This window comes from Streptomyces sp. A0958 (assembly GCF_004795035.1).
Classification (GTDB): Bacteria; Actinomycetota; Actinomycetes; order Streptomycetales; family Streptomycetaceae; genus Streptomyces.
This window is the reverse complement of sequence record NZ_SSBK01000010.1, coordinates 45,359-60,614: the sequence shown is the minus strand read 5'-3', so window position 1 is coordinate 60,614 and position 15,256 is coordinate 45,359. Positions and strand designations below refer to the sequence as shown.

Sequence of the window (15,256 nt, the reverse complement as noted above, 5' to 3'; positions counted from 1 at the left end):
GGCCCGCACATGGCTCGGCCGTACATCGGACAGACGGTTCCGGCCATCGGTCCGGCCGCCGGTCCCGCGCCCGGCGGCCGGACCCGGACCGCCCATACCCCCCACACAGGAGTCCGCATGGAACGCAGAAGAATCCTCCAGGGCGCCGCGGTGGCGGCGGCGGGAGCGCTGCTTCCCGCCTCCGTCCGGGCCACCGCGGCGACGACGGGAGCCACGGACTACCCGTCGGCGCACTGGGTGCCCGCTTCGACGTCCAACTACACGGTATCCACGCGCCCTTCGGCGTACCCCGTCCAGTACGTCGTCATCCACGTCACGCAGGAGACGTTCTCCGAGGCCGTGGCGATCTTCCAGAACCCGGCGAAGCAGGTCTCCGCGCACTACGTGGTGCGCTCGGGGGACGGCTACATAGACCAGTGCGTGCGGGAGAAGGACATCGCCTGGCACGCGGGCAACTGGGACTACAACACCCGCAGCATCGGCATCGAGCACGAGGGGTGGGTGGACCAGCCCTCCTACTTCACCGACGCGATGTACGAGAAGTCGGCGCTGCTGACGGCCTCCGTCTGCGACCGCTACGGCATCCCCAAGGACCGCGCGCACGTACTCGGCCATGTCGAGGTCCCGGGCGCCGACCACACCGACCCGGGCCCCCACTGGGACTGGGTCCGCTACATCCGGATGGTCAATCTCCTCGGCGCCGGCTGAGCGCCGCCCGGCGGGCGGGGGCGCGTGGTCAGCCGTCGCCCCACCCGCCGCGCCCCTCCCCCGTGACCGGACAGCGCACGAAGAGGATGCCCTGCGCATCGCCGTCGGGTGCGCTGTAGACATGGGGTTCGTCGGCCCGCCACCGGGCGGAGCCGCCGGGCCCGACCGTGCTGAGGTCGTCCGGCCGCCCGACGACGGCGGTGCCGGCCAGCACCATCAGGCTCTCGGACGTACCCGGCACATGGGCCTGAGACTCCTGGACCGCGCCGGCGTGAATGGTCACGCGGAACACATCGGTGACCGCCTCCCCGTCCTCGTAACGCTCCAGCAGCACCGCGGTGACGGCGCTGCCCGAGACACCCGACAGGTTCCCGGCGGGGACGGCCGGGGGCGCGGGGTCGCTCAGGACCGCGCTGAGCGGGCGGCCGAGGGCGGTGGTGAGGGCGTACAGGGTCTCCAGAGTGGGGTTGCGCCGGCCGCTCTCCAGCTCGGAGAGCGTCCCCTTGCCGACCCCGGAACGCCTGGCCAGCTCCGACAGCGACACGTCCATGTCGTGCCGCAGGGCCCGCAGCCTGCGCCCGACGTCTTCGTTCAGCCCCATCGCCGCCCGCTCCGCTTTCGTGGTTGACGGGCCCGGCCCGCCTCTCTAGTGTTCCACAAACAGAACGTTCCGTATATGGAACGAACGCACCGGGAAGTGGCTCACTCATGTTCGCGATCACCCGTATACGTTCGGCCGCACCGCCCTCCGCCGTGGCCGCGGGGCTCATCGCCGTCATGGTCGGGGTCACCAGCTCGGCGGCGCTGGTGTTCACCGCCGCCAAGGCCGCCGGGGCCGACTCGCGCGAGATCTCCTCCTGGATGCTCGCGCTCGGCATCGGTCTCGCCTGTACCTGCGCGGGCCTCTCGCTGCGCTACCGGGCGCCGGTCGTGACCGCGTGGTCGACGCCGGGAGCAGCGCTCCTGGCGACCAGCCTGAGCGGGGTGTCCATGCCGCAGGCGGTCGGCGCGTTCATCTTCTCGGCACTGCTCATCCTGGTGAGCGGGGTGACGGGGTGGTTCGCCCGGATCATGAGCCGCATCCCCGTGCCCCTGGCCTCCGCGCTGCTCGCCGGAGTGCTGCTGCGGTTCGGCACGGGTCTCTTCAGCACCATGCACCACAGCTTCGCGGTCGCGTTCCCGATGTTCGTCGTCTATCTCCTGGGCCGGCGTCTGCTGCCGCGTTACGCGGTGCTGCTGGCGCTCGCCGCGGGGGTCGTGGCGACCGTGTTCACCGGGGGCTGGCAGCCGGACGAGGTCCAGCTGTCCCTGGCCACACCGGTCTTCACCGCGCCCGAGTTCGACTGGAAGGTGCTCGTCAGCGTAGGCGCGCCGCTGTTCGTCGTCACGATGGCCTCGCAGAACCTGCCCGGTGTCGCCGTGCTGCGCGGCTCCGGTTACGACGTGCCGGTGTCCCCGCTCATGACGTGGACGGGCGCGGCCAACGCCGTGCTGGCGCCCTTCGGGGCGTTCGGGCTGAACCTCGCCGCCATCACCGCCGCCATCTGCACCGGCGAGGAGGCGCACCCCGACCGAGACAAGCGCTATCTGGCAGCCGTGTGGGCGGGGTTCTTCTATCTCTGCGTGGGACTGCTCGGCGCGACCGTCGCCTCGCTCCTCACCGCGATGCCGCAGGAACTCGTGCTGGCGATCGCGGGGATCGGGCTGCTCGCCACGATCGAGTCCTCGCTGGCCTCCGCCCTCGCCGACAAGGCGTCACGCGAGGCGGCCGTGGTCACCTTCCTCGCCACCGCGTCGGGCGTGACCCTTCTGGGGATCGGCTCCGCGTTCTGGGGGCTGCTGGCCGGCCTCGTCACCAGCGCGATCACCTCGCTGGGCCGCCCCGGGCGCAAGGACCCGGCTCCACAGCAGCGGCCCAGCGAACTCCCCGTACGCTGACCGATCCGGGGCAGCCGCCCCACGTTCCCTCCGTGGAACACAGTTGCCCCGGACATCGGCCACGGGGTGGGATGGTCACCATGCAGAAAGCGGTATCCCCACCCTCCGCCGAATCCCTGGCGCCCTTCGACCACCTCGACCACCGCTACCGCGGCGAGCACCCCGTGCGCACCCTCGCACTCCTCTTCCGCCCCGACCGCGGGAAGCTGGCGCTCGCCGTCGTCCTCTTCACCGTGAAGCACAGCCCCATATGGCTGCTGCCGCTGATCACCGCGACCGTCCTGGACGTGGTGGTCCAGCACGGCCCGGAGTCCGGCCTGTGGAAGGCCACCGGCCTACTCCTGTTCATCCTGGTCCTCAACTATCCGCTCCACCAGTGGTACGTGCGGTGCCTCGGCGGCAGCATCCGCCGCATGGGCATCACCCTGCGCTCGGCGCTGTGCCGCCGCATGCAGCAACTGTCCATCGGCTACCACGCCCGGGTCAGCTCCAGCGTGTTGCAGGCCAAGGTGGTCCGTGACGTCGAAGCGGTGGAGCAGATGATGCAGCAGAGCGCCGACATGGGTCTCGGCGCCGTCGTGACCCTGGTCGGCGGGCTCGTCGTCATCGGCTTCCGGGTCCCCTCGTTCCTGCCCGTCTTCCTGGTCGTCGTCCCCGCCGCCGGGTTCCTCGTGATGAAGCTGCGCGCCCGGCTGCGCAGCCACAACGAGTCCTTCCGCCGCGAGGTCGAGCAGCTCTCCTCCCGCGTCGGCGAGATGACCACCCTCATTCCCATCACCCGCGCCCACGGCCTGGAGCGCACCGCCCTGGGCCGGGTGGACGGCTCGCTGCGGCAGGTGTTCGCCGCCGGGCTTCGCCTGGACATGCTCAACGGCCGCTTCGGGTCCCTGGCCTGGGTCATCCTCAACACGCTCGGCGTGCTGTGCCTGACCGGGTCCGCGCTGGTCGCGTACCACGGGTGGATGCCCGTCACCGCCGGTGACGTGGTCATGCTCAGCGCCTTCTTCACCGTCCTGACCGGCTCGGTGACCACGCTGCTCGGGCTCGCACCCATCCTCACCAAGGGGCTGGAGTCGGTGCGTTCGGCGGGCGAGGTCCTGCAGGCGCCCGACCTGGAGCACAACGCGGGCAAGGCGCAGGTGGAGCACGTCACCGGCCGCATCGACTTCGAGGACGTCGGGTTCGTGTACGACGACGCGGAGCCCGCCGTCGACGGGTTCACGCTCTCCGCGCGGCCGGGCGAGACCATCGCGCTGGTCGGCGCGTCGGGAGCGGGCAAGTCGACCGTCCTCAACCTCCTCATCGGCTTCATCCGCCCGACCTCGGGCCGGATCATGCTCGACGGCGCCGACATGGCCGGGCTCGACCTGCGCAGCTACCGGCGGTTCCTCTCGGTGGTGCCGCAGGAGTCGATCCTCTTCGAGGGCAGCATCCGCGACAACGTGACGTACGGTCTGGGCCACACCGACGAGGCGACCCTGCTGAGCGCCCTGGAGGACGCCAACGCGATGGAGTTCGTCCGCCGTCTGCCGCACGGCCTGGACACGGTGGTCGGCGAGCGCGGCGCACGTCTCTCGGGCGGCCAGAAGCAGCGCCTCGCCATCGCCAGGGCCCTGATCCGCGATCCCCGGGTCCTGGTGCTCGACGAGGCCACCTCCGCACTGGACAACCGCTCCGAGGCGCTCGTGCAGGAGGCGCTGTCCCGCCTCGTGGACGGCCGGACCGTCTTCGTCGTCGCCCACCGGCTCTCCACCATCCAGGGCGCCGACCGCATCGTGGTGATGGACGGCGGCCGGATCGCGGAGGTCGGTACGCACGACGAACTGCTGAGCCGCCACGGGGTGTACGCGGGCCTCCAGCCCGCCTTCCCGTAACAGCGGGCGGGGTCCGCCGGGGCGGCGGACCCCGCCAGTCACCAGTCGTGGACGGTGCCGTCCCGGAGCCGGTTGACGGGCAGGTAGGCCTGCTCGTACGGGTGCGCCGCCGCAAGCTCCTCGTCCAGTTCGACGCCGATGCCGGGCGCCTCGCCGGGGTGCAGGAAGCCGTCGGTGAAGGTATACGCGTGCCGGAACACCTCCTCGGTGAGGGGGTTGTGGCCCGAGTACTCCTGAATGCCGAAGTTCTGGACGGCGAGATCCAGGTGGACGGCCGCGGCCATCCCGACCGGAGAGATGTCCTCCGGGCCGTGCACCGCGCTCTTGATCTGGTACTGCGCGGCGAAGTCGAAGAGCTTGCGCAGCGGGGTGACCCCGCCGAAGTGGGTGACCGCGCTGCGCACGTAGTCGATCAGCTGCTCGGTGATCAGCGTCTGGTAGTCGTACACGGTGTTGAAGACCTCGCCGATCGCGAGGGGCGTGGTGGTGTGCCTGCGCACGAGCCGCAGCGCCTCCTGGTTCTCGGCGGGTGTGCAGTCCTCCAGCCAGAAGGGGCGGTACGGCTCCAGGTCCTTGCCGAGTCCGGCCGCCTGGACGGGCGTGAGCCGGTGGTGTGCGTCGTGGAGCAGCGGGATCTCGGCGCCGAACTCGGCCCGCACCGCTTCGAACACGGCCGGGGTGTGCCGCAGGTAGGCGTCCGTGTCCCAGTCCTCGACCAGGGGACGGGCCTGCTGGTGGAGGACGGGTGCGCCGTGGTCGTCGGTGGCGTGCACCCCGTAGACGGCCTTGAGACCGGGGATGCCCGTCTGGATGCGGACGGCGGGGTAGCCCTCGGCCAGCCGTTCCCGCACGGAGTCGAGGAGTTCGGGGATGTCGCGCCCGTTGGCGTGGCCGTAGGTGGCGACGCGCTCGCGGGAGGCGCCGCCGAGCAGTTGGTAGAGCGGCAGCCCCGCGGCCTTCGCCTTGATGTCCCACAGCGCGACGTCGACGGCGGCGAGGGCGGCCATCGTGACCGGACCGCGCCGCCAGTAGGCGCCCCGGTAGAGGTACTGCCAGGTGTCCTCGATCCTGTGCGGGTCCAGGCCGACGAGCAGGGGCGCCACATGGTCGGTGAGGTAGCTGACGACGGCGAGTTCCCGTCCGTTGAGCGTGGCGTCGCCGAGACCGGTCAGCCCTTCGTCGGTCGTCAGTTTCAGCGTCACGAAGTTTCGGCCGGGGCTGGTGACGACGACCTTGGCGTCGACAATCCTCATGGGTGCTCTCTTTCGGGCTTCGGGGGCGGCGGCCGGTGGCGCTCCCGGGGGTCGCCCGGCCGGCCCGGCGGCCTCCGCCATTGTCGGCCGTCGGCCGCGGCGGCGCGCACCTGCCCGTATGGCGGTACGTCACTTCGCCCGGCGCCCGCCCGCCAGGACCCGTGGGCGGGCGCTGCATAGAGTGGCGTGCGTGATGGTTCGTGAGGATGCGGAACAGACGGGCGGGCGCCGGGCGGGCTACGCGGCCGGGGCGGTCGTGTTCGCCATCGGCATGGCCGGCACCACGCTGCCGACCCCGCTGTACGGGCTCTACCAGAAGGAGATCGGGTTCTCCGAGCTGATGGTGACCGTGGTCTTCGCCGTGTACGCGGTCGCGGTCATCTCCGTACTCCTGGTGGCGGGCAACTACTCGGACAAGGTGGGCCGCAGACCCGTACTGCTGGCCGCCATGGTGCTGTCCGCCGCGAGCGCGGGCTGCTTCCTCCTGGAGGGCGGGCTGCCCCTGCTCTTCGCCGGCCGGGTGCTGTCCGGCGGCGCGGCCGGCCTGCTGAGCGGCGCGGCGACGGCGGCGGTCATCGAGCTGGCGAGCCCCGGGCAGAAGGGGCGCGCCGGTTTCGCCGCGACGGCCGCGAACATGGGCGGGCTGGGCTGCGGCCCGCTGCTCTCCGGTCTGCTGGCCGAGTACACGCCGTGGCCGCTGAGCCTGCCGTTCTGGGTCCATCTGGGCCTGGTCGCGCTGGCCTGCGTCATCACCTGGCGGCTGGCGGAGACGGTCGCGGAGCCGAAGCGGTGGCCCAGGCTGGAGCCGCAGGGTGTCAGGGTGCCCGCGGAGGTGAAGGGCGTGTTCGTGCCGGCCGCGCTGGCCGCCTTCGCCGGGTTCGCGCTGCTCGGCCTGTTCACGGCGGTCGCGCCGAGCTTCGCGGCCAAGACGCTGGGCGTGCACAACCTGGCGGTGACGGGCGCGGTGGTCTTCTCCGTGTTCTGCGCCTCGACGATCGGCCAGTCGCTGGCCCCGAGGATCGGCGCCCGTCGCGCGCTCCCCCTCGGCTGCGCCGTCCTGATCGCCGGGCTCCTGCTGGTCGCCTCGTCGTTGCTGGCGAAGTCCCTGGTGCTGCTCGTCCTGGGCGCCGTCTGCGGGGGCGTCGGGCAGGGTCTCGCCTTCCGGGCCGCCCTCACCCTGGTCAGTGAGGCCGCCCCCGCCGAACACCGGGGCGGCACCATCTCGGCGTTCTTCGTCGTCGCGTACACCGGGATCTCCGTGCCCGTGGTGGGGGTGGGGGCGCTGGCCACCTGGCTGGGGCTGCGCGACGCCGGCCTGGTCTTCACCGGTTGCGTGATCGTGCTGGCGGCGGTGTCCGGCACGTATGCCGCGCTCCGGACACCGGCCCGGGCCTGACCGCCGGAGAGCGACGCACTCCGACGGAGCGTCCAGTGGCACAAGGGCCACCGGACCAACGTGTACGTCCCCGGCCACTGGGACACGCACTGGGTGAAGGGGTGCCGCAGCTGCCACCGGTGACCGGGCCGCGAGGGGCGCGCGCCCCGGCCGGCCGACCCCGCACCGGGGTGGCGCCCGTGGGCCGCCTCAGGCGAGGGCGCCGCCGCCGGCGTCGGCCGGTGTCGCCTCGGTGAGTGCGAACCAGGCGGTCTTCCCCTCGGGTTCGGGCCGTACGCCCCATTGGTCGGCGAGGATGTCCAGGAGCAGCAGGCCGCGTCCCGAGGAGGCGAGTTCGCCGGGGGCGCGCTGGTGGGGCAGTTCGTCGCCGCGGTCCATGACCTCGACGAGCAGCCGGCGCGTGCCCGTCTCACCGGTGACGGTGGCGTTGAGGGCGCCGTCCTGGTCGGTGTGCACGAGGACGTTGCCGAGGAGTTCGGTGGCCAGGAGCACGGCCGTGTCCACCTGGTCCGGCCGCGCCCAGTCGTGCAGCAGCGCCTTCAGTTCGACCCGGGCCTCGGCCAGTCCTTCGCCCTGGTCCTGGCCGACGGTGAGCATGAGCCGGCGCTGGCTGATCTCGGCACGGGCGTGTCCGGCGTCGCGCCGCAGCAGCAGGAGGGCGATGTCGTCGCCGTCGCGTGCCGCGGCGTCCTCCCGGGCCCCGGGTCCGGGGCTGAGCACGGCCGCCATGAGCCGGTCGGCCATCGCCTCCAGATCGTCGGCGGGGCCGGGCGAGAACGCGTCGCGGACCCGGGCCCAGCCGGTGTACATGTCGTGGCCGCCGTTCTCGATGAGCCCGTCCGTGCACAGCATGAGGATCTCGCCCTCGTGCAGGCGCACGGTGTCGACGGGGTAGTCCTCCTCGCCGGGCATGAGTCCGAGCGGCAGCCCGCCGCTGACGTGTTTGAGCACACAGGTGCCGTCGGGGGTGCGCAGGACGGGGTGCGGGTGGCCGGCCCGTGCGATGTGCAGGTTCCCGGTGGAGGGATCGGCCTCGATGTAGAGGCAGGTTGCGAAGCGGTCCTCGTCGAGGGTGGTCAGGAAGCGGGAGGCGCGGGCCAGTACGGCGTCCGGGCCGTGCCCCTCGGCGGCGTACGCGTGGACGGCGGTCCTGAGCTGGGCCATGAGCCCGGCGGCGTGCACATCGTGTCCCTGGACGTCGCCGATGACCACGGCCATCCGGCCGTTCGGCAGGTCGATGCTGTCGTACCAGTCGCCGCCGACCATGAGGCCGCCGCCGGTCGGCACGTAGCGGGTGGCGACGCTGAGTCCGGTCGGGGCGGCGCCCGAAGTGCGCATGCTGCGGCGCAGGCCGCGGGAGAGTTCGAGTTCGGCCCGGCTGGCCCGGGCGCGTTCGAGTACCTGGGCGATCATGCGTCCGGTCACCGTCAGCAGGGCGCGTTCGCCGGCCGTGAAGGCCAGGGGAGAACGGAAGGCGGCCAGCCAGACCCCGACGACCTTGCCGGCGGTCACGAGCGGCAGGAAGGCCCACGCCTCGCGGTCCTTGCCGGCGGACAGGTTCCAGGTCGTGGGGAAGCGGCGGCGGTACTCCTCGGGGGAGCCGAGGTAGACGGCGCGTCCGGTCCTGGCCACCTCGGCCGCCGGGTAGCCGGTGGTCATCGGCATGCGGAAGCCCCGGCCCGTGTCTCCGGGCCGGAATCCGTACTGCCCGAGGACGGCCAGGGTTCCGTCGGCCACGCCGAACACGCACTGCCCGTCCAGCGGGAAGTCCGGGGCGTACAGCTCGGCCGCCAGCCTCAGCGCCTCGTCGAGGGTGTCGGCCCCGGCCACCGCGTGTCCGGCCGAGAGCAACAGGGAGTCGCGGCGCCTGGCCTTCTCCGGCGTCCCGTCGGGGTCCGGTCCCGGAAGGCCCACGGGTGCGGGACCGGGCGTCTCCATCCGGTTCAGCGCCTCGATCTGGTGCAGCTCGGCCTCGAACGCGTCGGTCGGTGGCTCGTGCCGTTCACCACCCATCCGGTTTCCCTTCGTCCCGATGTCGTCGCCGACTGTTCGTTCCATGCTCCGACGGGAGAGCCGGGTCCGCAGTACGAGACGTCGCCGGACCGCTGCCCGGAAGGTGTGCCGGACAGGGCGGCGAGGGCCGGGGGTCGTCGGTCCTCACGGGCCGAAGCCGGGTGAATCGCGGGAGCGACGAGGTTCGGACGGGGCCGAAGGGAGCCGGTTAAGGGGCTACCGGTAGGCCGCTGACCTGCGCACATCGCTGAAGTCGATGGCCCGGTCGGCCTCGCGCATGGTTTCCTCAGCCACCCGGCGCGCCTCGGCCGGCACATCCCCGTGTTCCTCCACGAGACCGGCGTAGATCGGTGCTTCGGAACTGTCTGTGAAACTCACGTCGAACTGCCTCAATCGGTCGTGTCTGCCGTGGTCCGGCCGGAAACAGGGGCCGATTCTACGCACGTCCGCGCCGTGCTCCGCACCGGGCACCGGAGAGTTGACCTCAAGTTCACTTGAGCTTCTAGCGTTCCTCCTGCGCCCCGGGTCCACCGTCCGGCCGACCCGGGGCCGTACCGACCCGCCATGCCCGGAGGCACCGCATGAGTATGGAAGTCACCGCCTGGTCGTCGAGGAGGGCCGGGTGGTCGAGCGCGGCACGCACACCGAACTGCTGGCGGCGGGCGGCCGTTACGAGGAGCTGTACCGAACCCAGTTCGCGTCACCGGACGAACACGCGGAGCCCGTGGTGTCCGTGGAGCCTGCCTGACGTGGGAAACAGGTGTGGCGCCGGGCCCCGGCGGGTGAAGGACAGGGGCCGGCGGCATCACGGCGATCAGGCGAAGGGATCGATTGGGTACGCTCACGTCGGCCCGGGAGGGGAATCGGACCGCGCCCGGCCGGGTGACCTCCGGTCCGGGGTCGGGGCGGTGATCACCGAGCTGACGAAGTCGCTCGGCGGCACGTCCGGTTACTGACAGCGGGTACGGGAGTGCCCCCGGCCCGTACGGCCCGGGGGCACAGAAACCGTGTTCCGCGTCAGTCGCGGTCGGTCTCCTGATGCGTGACGGAGCCGTTGTCCGCGTCGATGTCGAAGGTGGTCTTGTTCCAGTCCTTGGTGACCACGTCGACCTTCCAGACGAGGGCGTCCTTGTCGTTCTCGTCCAGGTCGATGGACGTCACGGTGCCCTTCTTCTTCGCCATGGCGGTCTTCGCGGCCTGCTGGGGCGTCTGCTTGGCCTCGGCGATCCGCTTGACCATCTTGGTCTTGTCCTCGGCGTCCTGGTCGGAGTCCTCGGAGGACTTGACGACCTTGCCGGAGACGGCGTCGATGCGGACGATGTGCTTCGTCCCGTCCTTCGCGACGACGTCCGCGACCCACTGCGGGCCGGCGCCGGGCGTGGCGCTGCCCGACGGGGAGGGGCTGCCGGTCGACGAGGGGCTGGGGCTGGCGGACTCGTCGTCCCCCGGGCCCTTGAGTTCGAGTTTGGTGAGCTTGCTGTCCTTGACGGCGCCCTCGGCCGTGGTCATGGCCTTGTCGTAGGTGACCTTGGTGGCCGAGATCAGCTTCTTGCGTTCCTTCTGGTCCTCGGTCATCTGCGCCGGCGAGGCGCTCTTGCTCGCGCTGGCCGACGGGCTGCCCGTGGCCTCGGGGACGGCGCGGGCCGCCTCGGAGGTCTCGGAGGCCGTGGAGGTGCTGCCGCTGTCCTGGCCGCAGCCGGTCAGGAGGGCCGCGGCGAGCAGGGCGCAGGCGGCGCCGGCCGCGCGGAGGCGGTGGGCGCGGAGGAATCCGTTGTTCTTGGGGTGGGGATCATTGGTCATGCCGGCATGCTTAACCGCCGCGCGGCTCCGGCATGTGGGATGAGCGGGCTGTGTCACCCGATCGACCGCCAACCGACCCCCCGACCTGCCTCATCGTCCGGGGTCCGGAGCGTTTCCCCCGCGAGGAGCCCGGTGGCGGAACCCGGCCCGGATTCCCTGTTCACGCGGGTCGCGATCCGGGCGCTTTGGTGCGAGCCTGGATACATGACCTGGGCGTCCTGGACAACACGCGGAGTGTATTCGGGGCACGGCGGCGTGCTCACCGAGGAGGTCGGGCCGCTGTCCGGTGACCTGACCATCCACACCACTTGGGCCGAGGGCACGGCGCAGATCACCGTGCAGTACACCGATGCGGCCGACTGGTTCACGATGGCCGGCAGTCCCGTGCCCTGTCCGTCGGAGGAGGCGAGCCGCGCGCTGCACGCGGCCGCCGTGGAGGCGGTGCGGCAGGGTGCGGCGGCGACGGTCCCCCCGATGCAACCCGGCCCCGAACAGACCGCGGGTGAAGCCGCCGCGGAGTGACCGGGCCCCTACGGGCACGGGCCCGGCCGCCATGCTGTGGTGCCCCGCCAGCGGTCAGGGCCGTCAAGGCCTGATGCTGCTCACCACGTCGGCGGTGGCCATGAGGCCGTCCTGAATGGTGGGGGCCATGCTGGTGCCCGCGAGGAAGAACCCGAGCAGCGCGCAGACCAGCGCGTGGGAGATCTTCAGTCCGCCGTTGCGGAGGAAGATCACCGCGAGAATCAGCAGAAGCAGCACCAATGAGATCGAAATGGCCATGACCAGCCCTCCTCCGCCGCGCCGGATTTGCGGCATTCGGCGCAAGTGTGGCGTAGCAGACGGGCCGTCCCGCGCACTGGCGTGTCCGCCAAACGGGTAAGGCTTGAGTCGTCCTGCGCGAAGCGGGGAAGGGCGCGGACCGGCCGGGAGCGGGGGCGCGGCGTCGCGCATCCCCGCTCCCGCGTACCGAAGGCCGTTACGGTGCCGGCAGCTCCATGAGGGCTGCGACGGTCTCCCGGTGGCGTCCCGCCGTACCGTACGCGGTCGCGTCGGCCTTGGCCCGTTTCAGGTAGAGGTGCGCGGGGTGCTCCCAGGTCATGCCGATCCCGCCGTGCAACTGGACGCACTCCTCAGCCGCGTGGACGGCGACCTTCGAACAGTACGCCTGCGCTACGGCCACGGCCAGCGGCGTGTCGGGGCTGTCCGTCGCCAGGGCGTCGGCGGCGTTTCGCGCGGCGGCCCGGGCCGAGACGACCTCCAGCCAGAGCTGCGCCATGCGGTGCTTGAGCGACTGGAAGGAGCCGACCGGCCGGTTGAACTGGTGGCGCTCCCGGGTGTGTCGCACTGTCTCGGTCAGGCACCACTCGGCGAGTCCCAGCTGCTCCGAGGCGAGCAGCCCGGCGCCGGCCAGCAGCCCCCGGTCCACCGCGCGCCCCGAGGCCGCGGCATCCGCGAGGCGGGTTCCGGTGGCGCCGGTGAGTGTGACGGTGGCGAGCGGGCGGGTGAGGTCGAGCGGGACGAGCGGCTCGACGCGTACACCGGGCGCGTCCGTGGCGACGACGTGCAGGCCGTCGGTGGCCGGAACCAGCAGTACGTCGGCGGCGGCCGCGTCGGCGATCGGGCCGAGCGTCGCGTCGAGGGAGCCGGTCACGTCCGGGTTGCCCGCCGAGGCGGCGGAGAACGGGACGGCGAGCACCGCGACCTTGCGGCCCGCGGCGAGGTCGGTGAGGAGTTCGCCCACCGGCCCGTCCTGCGCGCCGAGTGCCAGAAGCGTCTCGGTGGCGACGACGGAGCTGGTCAGGTAGGGCGCGGGGGCGACGCTGCGGCCGAGTTCCTCGATGACGACGGCGGCCTCGCGGTGGGTGGCGCCCTGGCCGCCCCACTCCTCGGGGACGAGGAGCCCTGCGGCGCCGATGTCGGTGGCGAGCGCCTTCCAGAGCCGCGGGTCGTACGGTGTGTCGGACTCGGTGCGGGCGATCACAGACGGCGCGTCGGCCCGGTCCGCGAGCAGGGAGCGGACGGCGGCGCGCAGGTCCTCCTCGGCCTCCGAGTAGAGGAGGTCGGGCGCCTGGCCCGCTTCGGTCTGAGCGGTCATCGGGAGAGGTCCTTCCAGGCGACGTCCTTGTCGTTGCGCGGCTCGGCGGGCAGGCCGAGTACGCGTTCGGCGACGATGTTGAGCAGTACCTCGCTCGTGCCGCCCTCGATGGAGTTGCCCTTGGAGCGGAGGTAGCGGTAGCCGGCGTCGCGGCCGGTGAAGTCGACGAGTTCGGGCCGCCGCATGGTCCAGTCGCTGTAACGCAGCCCCTCGTCGCCGAGGAGTTCCACTTCGAGGCCGCTGATCTCCTGGTTGAGCCGGGCGAAGGCGAGCTTCATGCCGGAGCCCTCGGGGCCGGGCTGTCCGGCGACGAGCTGCTGGCGCAGGCGCTCGCCGGTGAGGCGGGCGACCTCCGCCTCGACCCACAGGGTCAGCAGGCGCTGGTGCAGGTCGTGGGTGCGCAGCTCGGGGCGTTCGCGCCAGGTCCTGGCGACCGGGCCGATCATGCCGCCCTCGCGCGGGATGCGGGAGCCGCCGATGGAGACGCGTTCGTTCATGAGGGTGGTCTGCGCGACCTTCCAGCCCTCGCCGACGGGGCCGAGCCTGCGGCTGTCGGGGATGCGCACACCGGTGAGGAAGACCTCGTTGAACTCGGCCTCGCCGGTGATCTGGCGCAGCGGTCGCACCTCGACGCCGGGGTCGGTCATGTCGCAGATGAAGTAGCTGATGCCGCGGTGCTTGGGCACGTCGGGGTCGGTGCGGGCGATGAGGATCGCCCAGCGCGCCACATGGGCGCTGGACGTCCACACCTTCTGGCCGTCGACCACCCAGGCCTCGCCGTCACGTACGGCGCGCGTGCCGAGGGCGGCGAGGTCGGAGCCGGCGCCCGGTTCGCTGAAGAGCTGGCACCACACCTCCTCGCCGACCCACAGGGGCTTGAGGAAGCGCTGCTTCTGCTCGTCGGTGCCGAAGCCGAGGATGGTGGGGGCGGCCATGCCGAGGCCGATGCCGATGCGGCGGGGATCGTTGTCCGGTGCGTTCGCGGCGGCGAGTTCCGAGTCCACGACGGGCTGGAGGGAGCGCGGTGCGTCCAGGCCGCCGAGCCCCACCGGGTAGTGCACCCAGGCGAGTCCGGCGTCGAACCGCGCCTTCAGGAAGTCGGTGCGGCCGGTGGTGGCCGGGGGGTGTGCGGCGAGCAGTTCGCGGGTGAGGCGGCGCAGTTCGCCGGCGTCGGGGGCGCTCATCGGGCGGCTCCTGACGGGAGGACGACGATGCGGCCGGTGCTGGTGCCGTCGGCGACGCGCTGGACGGCGGCCGCGGCCTCGCCCATCGCGACCCGCTCGCTGATCAGCGGCTTGATGACGCCTTCGGCGGCGAGCCGGGTGAGTTCCGCGTGGCAGTCGCGTACCGCCTGCGGGTCCTTGGTGTTGTAGAGGCCCCAGTGGAGACCGAGGACCGAGTAGTTCTTCACCAGGGCGTGGTTGAGCGCGGGTGTGGGAATGACGCCGCTGGCGAAGCCGACGACGACCACCCGCCCCTCGAAGGCGATGCACTTCACCGACTTGGCGTACGCGTCGCCGCCGACCGGGTCGTACACGACGTCGGCGCCCCGGCCGCCGGTGAACTCCTTGACCACCGCGACGATGTCCTCGGTGCGCCGGTCGATGACGAGGTCGCAGCCGAGTCGGGCGGCGGTCTCGGCCTTCTCCGGTCCGCCGACCACGCCGATGACGGTGGCCCCGGCGGCCTTGCCGAGCTGGACGGCCGCGCTGCCGACGCCGCCCGCGGCTGCGTGCACGAGAAGGGTTTCGCCCGCCTTCAGGTGCGCCCGGCGGTGCAGCCCGAACCAGCCCGTCTGGTAACCGATGTGCAGGGCCGCGGCCTCGGCGTCGTCCAGGGCCTCGGGGGCCGGCAGCAGCGACGCCTCGTCGGCGACGACGTACTGCGCGAAGCCGCCGTTCGGCAGGGCGGGGGTGGCGAGCACCCGGCGCCCGTCCTCGGTGAGACCGCAGATCTCGACGCCGGGGGTGAACGGCAGCGGAGGCCGCACCTGGTACTGGCCGCGGCAGAGCAGCGCGTCGGGGAAGTTGATGTTCGCCGCGAGCACCTGGACGGTCACCTGCCCGTCCCCGGGCGTGGGCCGGTCCGTCTCCTCCAGCCGCATCACCTCGCTCGGCTCGCCGTTCCGGTGCACTCGCCATGCCTGCATGAGGGGCCTCCACAACACTGTCGGCATTAC

15 protein-coding genes are annotated in these 15,256 nt (G+C 72.1%); 6 read left to right on the top strand and 9 right to left on the bottom strand.

The features are described from left to right. The first annotated feature begins 117 nt into the window (after window positions 1-117). Entirely contained in the window at window positions 118-708 is a 591-nt protein-coding gene (locus E6P78_RS13290) for a peptidoglycan recognition family protein (RefSeq protein ID WP_136203779.1), read from the top strand. 28 nt (window positions 709-736) lie between these two features. Here E6P78_RS13290 and E6P78_RS13285 read toward each other — a convergent pair whose 3' ends face one another. Beyond that, entirely contained in the window at window positions 737-1,309 is a 573-nt protein-coding gene (locus E6P78_RS13285) for a helix-turn-helix domain-containing protein (protein WP_136203778.1), read from the bottom strand. 107 nt (window positions 1,310-1,416) lie between these two features. Between E6P78_RS13285 and E6P78_RS13280 the strand changes: the two genes are divergently transcribed. After that, window positions 1,417-2,646: a benzoate/H(+) symporter BenE family transporter gene (locus tag E6P78_RS13280; RefSeq protein ID WP_136203777.1), complete on the top strand. Its 1,230-nt coding sequence runs from the start codon at window positions 1,417-1,419 to the stop codon at window positions 2,644-2,646. A gap of 80 nt (window positions 2,647-2,726) precedes the next feature. Further along, window positions 2,727-4,520: an ABC transporter ATP-binding protein gene (locus E6P78_RS13275; RefSeq protein ID WP_136203776.1), complete on the top strand. Its 1,794-nt coding sequence runs from the start codon at window positions 2,727-2,729 to the stop codon at window positions 4,518-4,520. Window positions 4,521-4,558: 38 nt separating this feature from the next. On the opposite strand, the gene manD is transcribed toward E6P78_RS13275, so the two are convergent. Continuing rightward, a complete protein-coding gene (gene manD, locus E6P78_RS13270) occupies window positions 4,559-5,773 on the bottom strand; it encodes a D-mannonate dehydratase ManD (protein ID WP_136203775.1) in 1,215 nt (404 codons plus the stop codon). A gap of 193 nt (window positions 5,774-5,966) precedes the next feature. On the opposite strand from manD, the gene E6P78_RS13265 reads away from it, so the two are divergent. Then, window positions 5,967-7,169, top strand: a complete 1,203-nt coding sequence (locus E6P78_RS13265) for an MFS transporter (RefSeq protein ID WP_136203863.1) — start codon at window positions 5,967-5,969, stop codon at window positions 7,167-7,169. A 189-nt stretch (window positions 7,170-7,358) separates the two neighbouring features. Here E6P78_RS13265 and E6P78_RS13260 read toward each other — a convergent pair whose 3' ends face one another. Together E6P78_RS13260 and E6P78_RS32745 are read right to left on the bottom strand one after the other, a co-directional pair. After that, complete coding sequence (locus E6P78_RS13260; RefSeq protein ID WP_136203862.1) at window positions 7,359-9,182, bottom strand: SpoIIE family protein phosphatase; 1,824 nt, start codon at window positions 9,180-9,182, stop codon at window positions 7,359-7,361. Window positions 9,183-9,398: 216 nt separating this feature from the next. Further along, window positions 9,399-9,560, bottom strand: a complete 162-nt coding sequence (locus E6P78_RS32745; protein WP_168712614.1) for a hypothetical protein — start codon at window positions 9,558-9,560, stop codon at window positions 9,399-9,401. A gap of 244 nt (window positions 9,561-9,804) precedes the next feature. Between E6P78_RS32745 and E6P78_RS33860 the strand changes: the two genes are divergently transcribed. Then, window positions 9,805-9,930 carry a hypothetical protein gene (locus E6P78_RS33860; RefSeq protein WP_276607221.1) on the top strand — a complete coding sequence of 42 codons (126 nt, stop codon included), beginning with the start codon at window positions 9,805-9,807 and terminating at the stop codon, window positions 9,928-9,930. 269 nt (window positions 9,931-10,199) lie between these two features. Here E6P78_RS33860 and E6P78_RS13250 read toward each other — a convergent pair whose 3' ends face one another. After that, window positions 10,200-10,982: a PepSY domain-containing protein gene (locus tag E6P78_RS13250; protein WP_136203773.1), complete on the bottom strand. Its 783-nt coding sequence runs from the start codon at window positions 10,980-10,982 to the stop codon at window positions 10,200-10,202. 204 nt (window positions 10,983-11,186) lie between these two features. Here E6P78_RS13250 and E6P78_RS13245 point away from each other — a divergent pair, with 204 nt between their 5' ends. Next, window positions 11,187-11,504, top strand: a complete 318-nt coding sequence (locus E6P78_RS13245) for a hypothetical protein (protein WP_136203772.1) — start codon at window positions 11,187-11,189, stop codon at window positions 11,502-11,504. A 63-nt stretch (window positions 11,505-11,567) separates the two neighbouring features. Here E6P78_RS13245 and E6P78_RS13240 read toward each other — a convergent pair whose 3' ends face one another. The 4 genes from E6P78_RS13240 to E6P78_RS13225 form a co-directional block, all read right to left on the bottom strand. After that, window positions 11,568-11,762: a hypothetical protein gene (locus tag E6P78_RS13240; RefSeq protein ID WP_136203771.1), complete on the bottom strand. Its 195-nt coding sequence runs from the start codon at window positions 11,760-11,762 to the stop codon at window positions 11,568-11,570. A gap of 196 nt (window positions 11,763-11,958) precedes the next feature. Then, complete coding sequence (locus E6P78_RS13235) at window positions 11,959-13,077, bottom strand: acyl-CoA dehydrogenase family protein (RefSeq protein WP_136203770.1); 1,119 nt, start codon at window positions 13,075-13,077, stop codon at window positions 11,959-11,961. Then, entirely contained in the window at window positions 13,074-14,261 is a 1,188-nt protein-coding gene (locus E6P78_RS13230; protein WP_136203769.1) for an acyl-CoA dehydrogenase family protein, read from the bottom strand. The genes E6P78_RS13235 and E6P78_RS13230 overlap by 4 nt, the downstream gene beginning before the upstream one ends. After that, window positions 14,258-15,226 (bottom strand): NADPH:quinone oxidoreductase family protein, encoded by a 969-nt coding sequence (locus E6P78_RS13225; protein WP_136203768.1) that lies wholly within the window; start codon window positions 15,224-15,226, stop codon window positions 14,258-14,260. Before E6P78_RS13225 ends, E6P78_RS13230 begins: the two co-directional genes overlap by 4 nt. Window positions 15,227-15,256: the final 30 nt, after the last annotated feature.

What these genes read in the sequence shown, in the direction of transcription:
- E6P78_RS13290 (WP_136203779.1), top strand. Translation starts at nt 118, where the DNA reads ATGGAACGCAGAAGAATCCTCCAGGGCGCCGCGGTGGCGGCGGCGGGA.
- E6P78_RS13230 (WP_136203769.1), bottom strand. Translation starts at nt 14,261, where the DNA reads ATGAGCGCCCCCGACGCCGGCGAACTGCGCCGCCTCACCCGCGAACTG.
- manD (WP_136203775.1), bottom strand. Translation starts at nt 5,773, where the DNA reads ATGAGGATTGTCGACGCCAAGGTCGTCGTCACCAGCCCCGGCCGAAAC.
- E6P78_RS13265 (WP_136203863.1), top strand. Translation starts at nt 5,967, where the DNA reads ATGGTTCGTGAGGATGCGGAACAGACGGGCGGGCGCCGGGCGGGCTAC.
- E6P78_RS13225 (WP_136203768.1), bottom strand. Translation starts at nt 15,226, where the DNA reads ATGCAGGCATGGCGAGTGCACCGGAACGGCGAGCCGAGCGAGGTGATG.
- E6P78_RS13245 (WP_136203772.1), top strand. Translation starts at nt 11,187, where the DNA reads ATGACCTGGGCGTCCTGGACAACACGCGGAGTGTATTCGGGGCACGGC.
- E6P78_RS13275 (WP_136203776.1), top strand. Translation starts at nt 2,727, where the DNA reads ATGCAGAAAGCGGTATCCCCACCCTCCGCCGAATCCCTGGCGCCCTTC.
- E6P78_RS13235 (WP_136203770.1), bottom strand. Translation starts at nt 13,077, where the DNA reads ATGACCGCTCAGACCGAAGCGGGCCAGGCGCCCGACCTCCTCTACTCG.
- E6P78_RS13285 (WP_136203778.1), bottom strand. Translation starts at nt 1,309, where the DNA reads ATGGGGCTGAACGAAGACGTCGGGCGCAGGCTGCGGGCCCTGCGGCAC.
- E6P78_RS13250 (WP_136203773.1), bottom strand. Translation starts at nt 10,982, where the DNA reads ATGACCAATGATCCCCACCCCAAGAACAACGGATTCCTCCGCGCCCAC.
- E6P78_RS13280 (WP_136203777.1), top strand. Translation starts at nt 1,417, where the DNA reads ATGTTCGCGATCACCCGTATACGTTCGGCCGCACCGCCCTCCGCCGTG.
- E6P78_RS13240 (WP_136203771.1), bottom strand. Translation starts at nt 11,762, where the DNA reads ATGGCCATTTCGATCTCATTGGTGCTGCTTCTGCTGATTCTCGCGGTG.
- E6P78_RS13260 (WP_136203862.1), bottom strand. Translation starts at nt 9,182, where the DNA reads ATGGGTGGTGAACGGCACGAGCCACCGACCGACGCGTTCGAGGCCGAG.